Origin of the sequence: Arsenicibacter rosenii (genome assembly GCF_001870735.1) — a bacterium.
Classification (GTDB): Bacteria; Bacteroidota; Bacteroidia; order Cytophagales; family Spirosomataceae; genus Arsenicibacter; species Arsenicibacter rosenii.
The window spans coordinates 972,152-983,263 of record NZ_MORL01000001.1 but is presented as its reverse complement, the minus strand read 5'-3'; the positions used below and the strand labels follow the sequence as shown (position 1 = coordinate 983,263).

General features: G+C 46.6%; 16 protein-coding genes. 12 read left to right on the top strand and 4 right to left on the bottom strand.

Annotated features, from left to right (window positions below):
- Complete coding sequence (locus BLX24_RS03865) at window positions 1–495, bottom strand: type I restriction enzyme endonuclease domain-containing protein (RefSeq protein ID WP_071501708.1); 495 nt, start codon at window positions 493–495, stop codon at window positions 1–3.
- A gap of 282 nt (window positions 496–777) precedes the next feature.
- Between BLX24_RS03865 and BLX24_RS03860 the strand changes: the two genes are divergently transcribed.
- The 3 genes from BLX24_RS03860 (at window position 778) to BLX24_RS03850 (ending at window position 2,864) form a co-directional block, all read left to right on the top strand.
- Window positions 778–1,371: a recombinase family protein gene (locus BLX24_RS03860; protein WP_071501707.1), complete on the top strand. Its 594-nt coding sequence runs from the start codon at window positions 778–780 to the stop codon at window positions 1,369–1,371.
- A 2-nt stretch (window positions 1,372–1,373) separates the two neighbouring features.
- A complete protein-coding gene (locus BLX24_RS03855; protein ID WP_071501706.1) occupies window positions 1,374–1,934 on the top strand; it encodes a hypothetical protein in 561 nt (186 codons plus the stop codon).
- Window positions 1,935–2,216: 282 nt separating this feature from the next.
- On the top strand, window positions 2,217–2,864 hold the full coding sequence (locus tag BLX24_RS03850; protein WP_143092558.1) for a hypothetical protein: 648 nt from the start codon (window positions 2,217–2,219) through the stop codon (window positions 2,862–2,864).
- Here the strand turns inward: BLX24_RS03850 and BLX24_RS31560 are convergent.
- The 3 genes from BLX24_RS31560 to BLX24_RS03835 form a co-directional block, all read right to left on the bottom strand.
- Window positions 2,803–3,279, bottom strand: a complete 477-nt coding sequence (locus BLX24_RS31560) for a site-specific integrase (RefSeq protein ID WP_143092557.1) — start codon at window positions 3,277–3,279, stop codon at window positions 2,803–2,805. The genes BLX24_RS03850 and BLX24_RS31560 overlap by 62 nt on opposite strands.
- 42 nt (window positions 3,280–3,321) lie before the next feature.
- The gene (locus BLX24_RS03840) at window positions 3,322–4,077 is read right to left on the bottom strand and encodes an Arm DNA-binding domain-containing protein (RefSeq protein ID WP_071501703.1); all 756 of its coding nucleotides are present in this window, start codon (window positions 4,075–4,077) and stop codon (window positions 3,322–3,324) included.
- Window positions 4,078–4,520: 443 nt separating this feature from the next.
- Entirely contained in the window at window positions 4,521–4,907 is a 387-nt protein-coding gene (locus BLX24_RS03835; protein ID WP_071501702.1) for a helix-turn-helix domain-containing protein, read from the bottom strand.
- 424 nt (window positions 4,908–5,331) lie between these two features.
- On the opposite strand from BLX24_RS03835, the gene BLX24_RS03830 reads away from it, so the two are divergent.
- The 9 genes from BLX24_RS03830 (at window position 5,332) to BLX24_RS03800 (ending at window position 11,111) form a co-directional block, all read left to right on the top strand.
- The gene (locus BLX24_RS03830; RefSeq protein WP_071501701.1) at window positions 5,332–5,637 is read left to right on the top strand and encodes a hypothetical protein; all 306 of its coding nucleotides are present in this window, start codon (window positions 5,332–5,334) and stop codon (window positions 5,635–5,637) included.
- 127 nt (window positions 5,638–5,764) lie between these two features.
- The gene (locus BLX24_RS03825; protein ID WP_071501700.1) at window positions 5,765–8,686 is read left to right on the top strand and encodes a toprim domain-containing protein; all 2,922 of its coding nucleotides are present in this window, start codon (window positions 5,765–5,767) and stop codon (window positions 8,684–8,686) included.
- A gap of 26 nt (window positions 8,687–8,712) precedes the next feature.
- Entirely contained in the window at window positions 8,713–9,030 is a 318-nt protein-coding gene (locus BLX24_RS03820; RefSeq protein ID WP_071501699.1) for a hypothetical protein, read from the top strand.
- A complete protein-coding gene (locus BLX24_RS34015) occupies window positions 9,017–9,292 on the top strand; it encodes a C2H2-type zinc finger protein (RefSeq protein WP_083421769.1) in 276 nt (91 codons plus the stop codon). Before BLX24_RS03820 ends, BLX24_RS34015 begins: the two co-directional genes overlap by 14 nt.
- Before the next feature lie 47 nt (window positions 9,293–9,339).
- Window positions 9,340–9,474, top strand: coding sequence for a hypothetical protein (locus tag BLX24_RS33815; RefSeq protein WP_262482975.1), 135 nt, complete (start codon window positions 9,340–9,342; stop codon window positions 9,472–9,474).
- A gap of 52 nt (window positions 9,475–9,526) precedes the next feature.
- The gene (locus BLX24_RS32570) at window positions 9,527–9,703 is read left to right on the top strand and encodes a hypothetical protein (RefSeq protein ID WP_177225768.1); all 177 of its coding nucleotides are present in this window, start codon (window positions 9,527–9,529) and stop codon (window positions 9,701–9,703) included.
- The gene (locus tag BLX24_RS03810; RefSeq protein WP_071501697.1) at window positions 9,687–9,923 is read left to right on the top strand and encodes a hypothetical protein; all 237 of its coding nucleotides are present in this window, start codon (window positions 9,687–9,689) and stop codon (window positions 9,921–9,923) included. The genes BLX24_RS32570 and BLX24_RS03810 overlap by 17 nt, the downstream gene beginning before the upstream one ends.
- 601 nt (window positions 9,924–10,524) lie before the next feature.
- On the top strand, window positions 10,525–10,779 hold the full coding sequence (locus BLX24_RS03805) for a hypothetical protein (protein ID WP_071501696.1): 255 nt from the start codon (window positions 10,525–10,527) through the stop codon (window positions 10,777–10,779).
- A gap of 113 nt (window positions 10,780–10,892) precedes the next feature.
- Window positions 10,893–11,111, top strand: a complete 219-nt coding sequence (locus BLX24_RS03800) for a hypothetical protein (protein ID WP_143092556.1) — start codon at window positions 10,893–10,895, stop codon at window positions 11,109–11,111.
- Window position 11,112: the final 1 nt, after the last annotated feature.

Genomic DNA, 11,112 nt, shown 5'->3' with positions numbered 1-11,112 from the left:
TTATTTGGAGTTAGTAATTTTAAACGCAACTAAATGAAGAAAGATACTTTCCCAACCCCTACGCCCAATACCGCTGTCCCTGCTCTGCTCTGCTAGTTTGTAGATATGCTGGTATACAGTCTCTTTCTTTTCTTTGAATACTGAATCGTACGAATCCGGAAGATGATCGTCCAGAATTTTACCGATCAGGTGTTTAACCTGACCCTTTAAAAGGGTATCTTTATACCAATCTGTTTTGAAGAACTTATCCTGTATTTCCTGATCCTGTAACTTTTGTAATAAGTCCTGAGCTGCTGCTTTTACTCGTATTTTTTCGGAATCGGTCAGATTATCTTTAAACAACAGGTCGAATAGCTCCAGCTCCTCTTCCGTTAGCCCTTCTGCAGCCGCACGCCGCTCTTCTGCCCTTAGCTGCTGTGCATATTCTTTCAGGGCATTAAAGAAGGCTTCAACATCACTGCTGACATTATTATAGTTAGCAATTATGTTATTCAATTTGTGGGCTCAATAAATCCGATTGGCATTTCATCTCAGAAGCTTCTATACTAGTAGAAATTACTGATAAGGTCGACATGAGTGGAGTACATTTAATCGTGTGAAATTGACGTAGCAATTTAACAACATTGATTGTTCAAACAAACGGTCGTATGAATTAACAATCTGATGCAAATAAATATTTGCAATAAATCAACCATTTACTAATAAATATTTGTAATTAATTGCCGTTAGCTTACCTTTGTCAACGTTACATGAGAATCGACGGGTAACGCTAACAATATGCACTTTGGTTACGCCAGGGTCAGCACAGACGACCAAAATCTAAGCTTACAACTTGATGCGCTCAAAACGGCCGGTTGTGAAAAGATCTTTCGGGAAAAAGTCAGTGGCGCAAAAACGGACCGCCCCGAACTAACAAAACTAATTGACCAGATACGCGAAGGAGATACCCTGACCGTATGGAAGCTCGACCGGTTAGGCCGGTCGCTGAAACATCTGGTTGAGACCGTCAATCTGCTGCACGAAAAAGGCGTCGGTTTTCGCAGCCTGAAAGAATCCATTGATACTACCAGCGCAACGGGCAAACTAACCTTTCACATTTTTGCGGCTATGGCCGAGTTCGAACGCGACATGTTGCGCGAGCGGACCAATGCCGGCCTACAGGCTGCCCGATCCCGTGGCCGTGTTGGCGGCCGTCGTCCGGGCATCAGTTCCGAACTCCTGAAAAAAGCCCCGACCGCCAGAGTCCTCTACGAAGCCAAAACCCTTGGCGTCGACGAAATCGCCCGACAGCTCGGCATCGGAAAACCGACACTCTACAAATTACTTCGTCACGAAGGCGTACAGATTTCACCTTACAAAAAACAATCCTGACTATGCAAGCAATTGAGTTTAAAAAACGGGAGTTAATGCGTACTGCAACACCGGAAGAAAAAAGCGAACTGACCAAACGGCTCCTGGAGGTTCTTTCTTCAATTGACGCCACAAAAGAAGAAGCGAAAGCCGCCGCCGCCGAGTATCGCAGTATTCTGTCGGATTTACATAAACGGGAAATCGGTTTACGGTTCAATCTGCAGAACAACACCGTCACGCACGAGATAGACGTTCATGCTGTAGCCGACGAATCAGGGAACATCATGCAATACTTTGATCGGGACGGGAATCTGGTTGATGAGCTCACGCACCCATTAAGCCAGGAAGAGCGGAACGATGCCGCCATCAGAAGGCAGCTCAATATGTTTGTTATTGCCGAAGACCTGGAAGAAAAGACAAGTCAGAGCATCACAGAACCGGAGAACGCGTTTGGTGATATATCCGGTTTGCCGGACGCTGCCAGCCTTGTTGATTCTGTTCCGTCGCAACAGACTGAGAGGGCAGCAGAACCTGTACCCCCGAAGGCCGACAAGAAGCGCAAGAAACAACCAGAACCCGTCTGATTTCACAGCTCGACTGACCCGACAAACAACCGACAATCGGGCATGACTTCAAGTTGCCGCTGCCCCGCGAATACAGTGCACTACCCCGGCCCTGAATCCTGAATTCGGGGCTTTTTTGAGGTGCTGAAAATAATCCAGTTTCTGGAAATTGTACAAAAAATGTACTGTAAACTTTTTGCCGTTATGCGTCAACACAAAATCGCAATTTCGTTAACTCCCCAGACCCCCCGACGGAGAATCTACTGTTTAGGGTTACTCATAGCCTTAACTATGTTTTGTACAATGTCACAGGCTCAGGAAACCCCCAAAACATACTTTTTGGATAGTTTAAGTCAATATGAAGAGTCTTACAGGTTATTTCTGGTCAAAAAATGGCAGGCTGAGCGTCAGGAATACATCATAACCACGCGTAAGAAGTGGTGGTACTACCTGCCATCTCTGGGTTGGGCGCTAAGGGGACCAAGTATAAGCGCAAACACCGGAATACTGGCAGAAATTGACTATAACCGTACCGTAACAAGTACAAGACTGGAATCACTGGATGCCAGGTATCAGGTGGATTTTCAGGAAACAATAGGCCGTATACGATCAGAGTACCAGAAGATCCTGATCAAACAGCAGCAACTGGAACGGGAGCGGGTAGCGTTAGCTAAACTAAGAGCTATTCAGGCGATTCATAATGAGGCTTTTAAAAGCCAGACCATGAGTCCTGAGGAACATCTGCAACACAGCTATCAGTATGAAACCACCATCAATAATTTCAAGAGCAAAGAAGCCGAGTTATTTATTTCCATACTTGAATTTCAAAACCTTTGCCGGTATCACCTTCCAGATAAAGAACTGGTACCACTAGAGCAGTCTGATTGTGTTACTGAGACTGGTCGGAAGGGGCCGCAGGGGTGGGAGACTGTTGGTTACCCCAAGCGTTAAGGATCTGTTGATTCTTGTACTCATCAGCAATTTTGGCATAGATCAGCGTAGTTTTCAAGTCAGAGTGCCCAAGTGCTTTACTGACTACTTCCAGTGGAACACCCTTGATGATTAACAAGGTGGCAAATGTATGTCGGGCAATATGGCTGCTTACTAATTCATGTTTAGGGATGCTGACCAAGGTTGGCATCCCTTTTTCATAACGGATTTGCTCAACCAGGGTATTGATACCGGCGAGTTTTGCAATGTCTTTAACGTAGTCGTTCATTTTTTGATTACTGAGTACAGGCAGAATCCGATAGTTGCCGGCATAGCGGTTCAGGATTATCTCAGCATCAGGCAGCAAAGGAATTTCAACGCGTTTGGTACGTTTAAGACGGACGCTTACTGACTTCTCCGGAATAAAAGATAACACTCTATAGCCCTGATGCTGCTCAATATGACTATTCTCAAGTCTCTACAGTTCTGCATATCTTAAACCCGTATAGCATTGAAAAAGAAAAGCATCGCGCACCTTAGACATTGCTGGGGTTAATTCTACAGCTGCCAGCTTTTGAAGTTCAGCTTCAGTTAAATATATCCGGTCTGACTCAGCCCATTCGGTTTTTATAGTGGCATGGTCTGGATGTAGCTGGATATTGTTGGTTCGGCACCAGTTAAAAAATGCTCTCAGGTGTTTGTTTGAATTGGCAACTGAATTTGGGTGAAGTTTCATATCCTCGTTTACATACCGTAAAAACTGAGCGTGTACGCTGTTCGTATAACTGGAAACAGATAATGGACCAATAAAGCCCTTAATCCGGCCAAAAGTGACCCCCATCGACTTAATAGTGGCTGGCTTATAGTTATTGACTTTACAGAATGTCAGATAAGAATCATATTGTTGTGCCAGACCAGAGTTAGGAATAGCCTTTTTTGATGGTCGGATTTCATTTCGTAATATATCTGAGGTAATTGGCTGGTCGGAGCTACGCAACTTGCGATATGCAGTGGTAAGGCGCTCCTTCAGCTGATTCAGATAATCATTTGCTTCCTGATAGCCAGCCATCGTTCTCCGGAACTTCTGCTTTTCAGGATCCCATTCGGAGGGTTTACATTTCTCACCGGTCGCCAGAACGAGCGTTTGGGCATTATGATAAAACTCCAGAAAGATGGGAGCCTTACCTGATTTATCAGTTTTAGAAAGCTTCTGTCTGAAGGAAATTTCGTTCATGCCGCTTGGTCGGGCATTTGGTCGGGTATTTGGTGTTTTATATGTTAATACAACGCATAGTAAACCAACGGCAAGAAACGAAAAAAGCCTGTAAATCAGGCTTTTTTGATACTATAAATATAACATGTGTAGTATAAGTTGTGACCACGGGGAGACTCGAACTCCGGTAGATAAAAACTAAAAATGCCCCTAAGGCTATCTCAGGGGCATTTTTAGTGCAAAATTGAATGCCATTCTGGATGTGTCGGTTTGCCATTTTCTTGCCATTTTTTTGGGTTAAATAGCATCTATAACAATGTTTGAAGAGGTCAAAGTAGCTATTTGCCATTACGGTTTGTCAGTTCTGCCTTCAGATATGGATTGATTTTAAGTTTTATGATGATGTGTCGATAAGATAAGAAAGGGTCAGTTGTCGTGGATAAAAAAACGTATGTATGCCCTGATCAGGGCAAGGCCTCTTTCTCTGCGTTGTTTTTTTGTTGCTGCTTAATTTCTAACTCTTGATATTTTAAGAGCTTTCTTTGCATCTCCAAAAGCTCGTCTTTTTGCTGTAAGATCTCTTCTGCTGGCCTTAAAACATACCCGACTGGTGGTGTGGCGATGCCTTTATCGGTTGTACCTTCTATGATATAGCCAACCGAAGTGCCAAGGACTTCCGCTATTTTCCTGGTATCACTGAATGATGGTTCAGTTTTATCGTTCTCCCAACTTGATATTGTCGCCTTACGGTTTTTGCTCTCCAAACCCAGTTGTTCAGCAAAATAATCTTGAGACCAACCTTTGGCTTTTCTCAACTCCATAATCCGTTTTCCTGGCGATGACTCCTGCATAGAAAAATTGTTGTCAATAAAATATTGACAAGTCGATGTTTTGTTTACTTTTGTGGTGTGTAATTTTTACTGTGTAATCTTTGGTGTGTAAATATATGTTGACAAAAGGTTCAAGTCAACGCCATAATGACGGAACGGTTACTAATCTGGATGTGACCTGGTGGCGGAATGAGTTTAGTCGTGTATATCCCCGCTTTAAAAATCTAACTGAGATATGGGAAATGATAAGCCCATTGGATGCACAGTTTGATGGGGCAAAAGGATTCCTGCGGTTAAGGAATGTACAGGCAGGAAGAGCATCATTAAAGCGTACAGCATTAGCCGTAAATCTGATGAAACAATTGCGGCCGGATGAAGAGCCTCCAAGGCAGTTGAGACGTCAGAAGCTTTCGAAGTAAACACACCCTTTAAATCTACAAATCAGATGCAGCCAAAAGCAGCGACCAAATGGATTGAGCTATCAGGTATTCACTACCTCGTACAGTCGGTTGAAGAACCCCGTTTAGATGGTATTTCTAAAGTCAATACCCTCTATCTGGGTCGGGTGGCTAAGGATGAAAACGGTTTGTTTTTAGCCTCAGTGTATATCGCCTACAGCAGTGCCCCGTTCGATCTGCGCAGACGCTTTGATCTGGAGGCAGCAAAAAGTGACGTTGAATCTTATCTGGCTGAAACAGGCCGTTTGCCCCGGCCCGCTGAATCTCACGAGAGCTTAGTTGTGAGTGGTTAAATCAGATACATACACTAAGTCTTGTGCCTGATTTTATCGGGCATGAGCTTCAGCGGGTTGGTTTCAGTCCTTTCTCACTACCCGGCCGGCGGCTTACTTTCCGGCCAATATCTAATGCATTGACCCTATGAAGGTTACACCCCAACATGTTTATGAGCAGACAGACGGCGGAAAAACTATAATTCTGGAGTATTATCCGCAGGCTAAAAAGTCGTTTGAACACAGGAATTTTAAGTTTGGAATACGGAATGAAAAAACACCATCTGCCATTGTCAGGGAATATGGCGGTGTATGGTGGGTAAAAGACTACGGCTCTTCGGATAAAGCCATGTCGCCCATCGACGTGGTGATGAAGGAAGAATCCCTCGATTTTTCCGGCGCCATGAAGCTGATTGCCGAAAAGTTTGGCATTATCGGCGAAGACGGGCAGGAGACAAAGCCACGGTATGAGTTCCGGAAAGGCCCAGCCGATCCGGAGCAGGAAGATGGGAAAGCCTACCCGAGTACGAAGGACTTTACGGTACCGGAACTCAAGACGATCTTCAGTAAAAACATCTGGCAGTATCTATCTAAAAAGACAAAGGACGGAGAAATGCCGTCTGACGAAGCGGCCTTCCGGGCGGCGGTGGCCATCTGCAAAACCTACCGGCTGCACTCGCTGGAGAAGTATAGCTGGATCAAAGACCGGACGGCTTTTACTTACATCAGCACGGAGAGTTTTCCGCAGTTTATGTTTGATGAAGGCTCGTGGCAGAAGTATTATAAGCCCCGGGAGCGGGAAAAATCAAAGCGCTTTTTCAGCTCCGGCCGTAAGCCGGAAAACTACATGTTCGGTCTGGCTCAGGCCGAAAAGCGACTCGAAGAAATGGCCTATCCGAATGGCCGTGAGACGTTTGACCCGGAAACGAGTGAAGCAAAGCCTAATAAACCACTGGTGAATAAACTGCCGGAAATCATTATCTGCACCGGTGGATCGGACGCGCTGAATATTGCGGCACTTGGTTTTTCGGTGGTGTGGCTGAACTCGGAGACAGCCATGCTCGATAGCTCACAGTTTGCCAAACTGCGTGGTCTGGCCGAACGGGTGTATTATCTGGGTGATATTGACGAGACGGGAAAAAAAGAGGCATTGCGGCTGGGGATGGAGTATCTGGACCTGCATACGATTTATCTGCCCGATCTGTTACGGCAACGCTATGATCTGCGCGGCAACTACTGCAAGGATGTGCGGGATTATTTCAACTACTATTCGAACAAGGATTTTGACAACCTGCTCAAACAGGCCTATCCGCTCCGGTTCTGGGACGAAGAGCCAAAGCTCGACCGTGAAGGGATGCCGGTCAGGAAGTTCGGCCGGATTCTGTATGAGTACAAGCCGAACAATGAGCTGATCTACAACTTTCTGTATCGTAACGGTTTCGGGCTGATGGATATGCCGAATGCCAAAGAAGGGGAAGTGCTGGTACAGGTCGGGGGGAACGTGGTCCGGCAGATTGAGTTCAGCCACATCAACCGGTACGTCAAGGATTTTCTGAAGGATCGTTATTCGCCGATTGACCTGCTGAATGCCTTCCACCGGTCGAAATACTTTTCGAAAGACTCAATGTCGAACCTGAATCGTATAGAGGTGCCGTTCGAAGATTTCGGCCGCGATTTTCAGTATCTGTTTTTTCAGAATCAGAGCTGGCGGGTGTCCGGCGATGCGATTGAGGTATTCGACAATGAAAAGTGTCAGGTGTATGTGTGGGAGGAAGAAGTGATTCCGCATGATGTGAAGGTGCTTCCCGCGCCCTTCACGATTAAACGGGATGGGATGGGTGATCCGGATATCGAAATACACAATACGGATTGTATGTTTCTGCGGTTTCTGATCAATGCCAGTCGTGTGCACTGGAAAAAGGAGCTGGAAGAAGAACTCGACAAGCTACCGCTGAAAGAGCAGGCCGAATACCGGGAGAAGTACCGCTGGAGCATTGACGGGCCTTTACTCTCAGCAGAAGAGATCCGGGAGCAAAAGCAGCATCTGATCAATAAGCTGGTATCGTTTGGCTACCTGCTGCACCGGTTCAAAGACCCTGCGGCGGCGTATTGTATCTGGGCAATGGATTACGCCATGCAGAGCACCGACGACAGCAACGGTGGTACCGGTAAGTCGATGGCGTATATGAGCCTGTCGCAGCTAATGAAACATAAACTGCTCAGTGGCCGTCAGCAGCGGCTTACCGACGATCCGCACTTTATGGAGGGGACAACAGAGCATACTGACCTGGTGTTGATCGATGACGCCAATAAGTATCTCGATTTTGACAACTTCTTTTCGATGATCAATGCGTTTATGCCGGTGAACCCGAAGGGGATGACGGCCTATACCATTCCCTTCAGCCTGTCGCCTAAGCTTTGTATTACGAGTAATTACCCGCCGAATAAGACCGATAAATCAACGATGCGCCGGCTTTGGTTCACGGCTTTTTCGGACTACTACCACAAAAATCCAAATGGTGAATACCGTGAAGAACGGTTACCGATTCATGAGTTCGGCAAGTCATTGTTTACGGAGTTTACCGCGGCAGAATGGAACAGCTATCTGAACCTGATGGCGCGTTGTGTGCAGGCCTGGCTGACGACCGGCGTAGTGGAGCCGCCGATGGGTAACGTGATGCAGAACACGTATAAGGCGCAGATGGGGCCGACGTTTCACGCTTGGGCCGATGCCTATTTCAATTCGGAAGATCAGCGTCTGGACCGTTTGGTACCCCGCTATATGGCGCAGGAAACCTATATCAAAACTCTCCAGCCGCAATTATCGGCTCAGGGCTTTATGGATAAGCTGAAGGCATTCTGCCGGTATAACGGCTATGTGCTGAACCCTGTCGAGCTACAGGGTAAAGACGGCCGGATCATGGCCCGCCACGAAAAGTACATCAATCAGCGGGGGGAGTGGGTCAAAAGCGATAAGTCAGCCTCAGACGAGTACCTGTACATCCAGACGTCGGCCGAGATCACTCCGGAACGGCGCTTCTGGGATGAACCTGCCGGCATGCCATTTTAAAATGTTCACCTTAATTCTTATAGCTTATGTCTACCGTTATGGCCGTTCCTCAATTTGTTATTGAGGTCAGGGAGCGTTTTCAACTTCGTATTGAATCGCATTTAATTGAGGTCGCCCAAGCCTGGTGTCAACGAAAAAACTACGTCAGGATCACGACACTGGAGGACTTCTATTTAGAGCTCCAAAGGGAAATTGAGCTTTACCGTCTATACAATCAAAGTAGCTGTGACAATGTAGGCTTACGCTTTGTAGATAACCGGCAGATTGAGATTTCGAGCCGGATCACATTAAAGGACCGCCCTGCCGACAGCGTATCGGCCGTGATTATCTATGCGGCTGGATGATGAACGCCGGAACCGGCTTGAACGCAATACAAAAGCGTTAGCCGTTGAAACGGACGCCCGCCGGCAATACGATATCGCCTTTCAGATTTTGTCAGATTGCCGTGCGCTGCACCTGCCCGTCACACAGGTGCTTACTGTGGCCACCGCCGTTCAGCCGGTGGTTCCTCCCGTACCCTCCGGTAGTTTTATCTGCCCCGAATGTAACAGATCCTTTAACTCTCATCATGCGCTATGTGGCCACATGTCAGCTCACCGAAAATAGTCAGGATGCTACTCTGGGCACCTGCCGGACTACTGCTTACTGTTTTCATGCTTCTGGTATTACTGCTGCTTATGCTGTTTTGCCCGAAGCTCCTTGACCGGCTGATGGTAAACCGGCTCCAGCAGATGATTTACGCCAAACGGGCGAAGCAGAACGATGCTTCGGTCCAGAAACCCAATTAAAAAAGCCCGGACATTGCTGCGAACAATTATCCGGGCCCAAATCAAAATTCCGATGACAAAACTAGCACAAAACACCGGCAATGCCAATCGGCTGGCATTAATCGACGCCTATCTGAACATGTCAAAAATCCGCCTGAGCTCCCGAATGCTGGGCCACGCGAAATACCATGACCTTGCCGATCAGTCGATGCTCCGTATAAACCGACAGATACATGGAAAAGCCAGTTGAGTTAGAAGAAGGGATTACAGCCGACGGGCGTACGGTGATCCTGTTCCAGTACTCCAAATGGAAGGATAGAAACGGCCGCATTTTCGTGGTACTCGACGCGTGGCATGGCCTTAAGGCATATGTCGATCTGCTGAATCTGACTACAGAAGAGAAGATACGCCGGCCACGTACCGAGGTCGAGCGTCTGGTAAAAGACGGCACATTAACGCGTTTCTATTAATAGTACAAAATCCGCTTAAACCGCATGCCCCGGAAACGGGGCATTTTTTTTGGGGCATCGGGGGCTTTGCTGTTTCCTTTGGATTCTTACTATAAAATTGACAAAACGTTTGTAATTCTGTAACAGTCATAAAGCGAAACGGGGTAACAGGGGTAGTAATCAGATATTTATAGTGTTACAAAGTTTATCTATGATTTGTAACAAAAAGATAACTGTTACAAATAATTGTAATAAATAAGCCGCTGAAAATCTTTGATTTATCCCTGTTACAATCTGATACAAACCGGTTTGGTGTCTGTTTCAGCAAAGACAACTTTTTTGTAACAGCTAACTGACTCAATGTCAGCTATTTTCCGGCGGTCATTACATTGTTACAGCATTACAAAAAAATACACGGGTTTGCCGGTTGACTGTTCATTCTTCAGGAATCGTATTAATCCGTAAAACCGTACGAAACGTGCAGGGAGAAATCCGGGCAGGTTGGAAAAATGAAAGATGGCATGCCCGTCGCCGGTTAGCGTACATACAGACGGGAACCTGTATTGTCGTTTGTGAACTGAAAAGAAGTGTTTTGCCGGTGCAAACCTAATGTAGCAACGCAATGAACATTATTCAGTCCACATTTCTCAATTACATCGCCGCTTATAATCTGACCGAGCTGCGGGAAGAGCTTGAATTCAAGCAGACGTATCAGCCAACAGCCACGAATGATATTGCAGCCTGCCAGCTGGCCATTCAGGTTGGTGAGATTGCGCTGGGCAGCTCAGTAACCAGCCATTTCACCAGCCGTCTGAATTCCGGACTGGAGTTCGCCGGGGTTCAGGATGGTAAGTATGTTTTCCTGGAAACGATCTGACAGGTCTCTGGTAATGTGATTGAAAACCAGCTTCAGGGCTGGTTTTTTTATTGGAAAAATACAGTTTTCTGCTTGTACGAAAGGCTTCGGAGTTGTAACTTAAAGGCATGAATATGTTCTACATCACAGTACTTATTGTTGCCGGGTTCGCCCTGTTTTTATTGATCATTTACCTGGCCGGTAGCTGGCGCGGCTACCAGCGATACCGGCGGGAGCAGGCCCGCCGTGATCCGCTGGCCGATGCCATGACAACGGCTTACCTGAAAGGACGGGCCAGCCGCTTAGCTCCCCGTAACGCTGTAATTGATTTTGTTCTCACGCTTTTCAAGTAAC

Bases quoted from the DNA above. Each gene is read 5' to 3' on its own strand.
- BLX24_RS32570 (WP_177225768.1), top strand. From the start codon at position 9,527: ATGACAAAACTAGCACAAAACACCGGCAATGCCAATCGGCTGGCATTA.
- BLX24_RS03800 (WP_143092556.1), top strand. From the start codon at position 10,893: ATGTTCTACATCACAGTACTTATTGTTGCCGGGTTCGCCCTGTTTTTA.
- BLX24_RS33815 (WP_262482975.1), top strand. From the start codon at position 9,340: ATGCTTCTGGTATTACTGCTGCTTATGCTGTTTTGCCCGAAGCTCCTT.
- BLX24_RS03835 (WP_071501702.1), bottom strand. From the start codon at position 4,907: ATGCAGGAGTCATCGCCAGGAAAACGGATTATGGAGTTGAGAAAAGCC.
- BLX24_RS03840 (WP_071501703.1), bottom strand. From the start codon at position 4,077: ATGAACGAAATTTCCTTCAGACAGAAGCTTTCTAAAACTGATAAATCA.
- BLX24_RS03830 (WP_071501701.1), top strand. From the start codon at position 5,332: ATGCAGCCAAAAGCAGCGACCAAATGGATTGAGCTATCAGGTATTCAC.
- BLX24_RS03825 (WP_071501700.1), top strand. From the start codon at position 5,765: ATGAAGGTTACACCCCAACATGTTTATGAGCAGACAGACGGCGGAAAA.
- BLX24_RS03850 (WP_143092558.1), top strand. From the start codon at position 2,217: ATGTCACAGGCTCAGGAAACCCCCAAAACATACTTTTTGGATAGTTTA.
- BLX24_RS03860 (WP_071501707.1), top strand. From the start codon at position 778: ATGCACTTTGGTTACGCCAGGGTCAGCACAGACGACCAAAATCTAAGC.
- BLX24_RS34015 (WP_083421769.1), top strand. From the start codon at position 9,017: ATGCGGCTGGATGATGAACGCCGGAACCGGCTTGAACGCAATACAAAA.
- BLX24_RS03810 (WP_071501697.1), top strand. From the start codon at position 9,687: ATGGAAAAGCCAGTTGAGTTAGAAGAAGGGATTACAGCCGACGGGCGT.
- BLX24_RS03855 (WP_071501706.1), top strand. From the start codon at position 1,374: ATGCAAGCAATTGAGTTTAAAAAACGGGAGTTAATGCGTACTGCAACA.
- BLX24_RS03805 (WP_071501696.1), top strand. From the start codon at position 10,525: ATGAACATTATTCAGTCCACATTTCTCAATTACATCGCCGCTTATAAT.
- BLX24_RS03820 (WP_071501699.1), top strand. From the start codon at position 8,713: ATGTCTACCGTTATGGCCGTTCCTCAATTTGTTATTGAGGTCAGGGAG.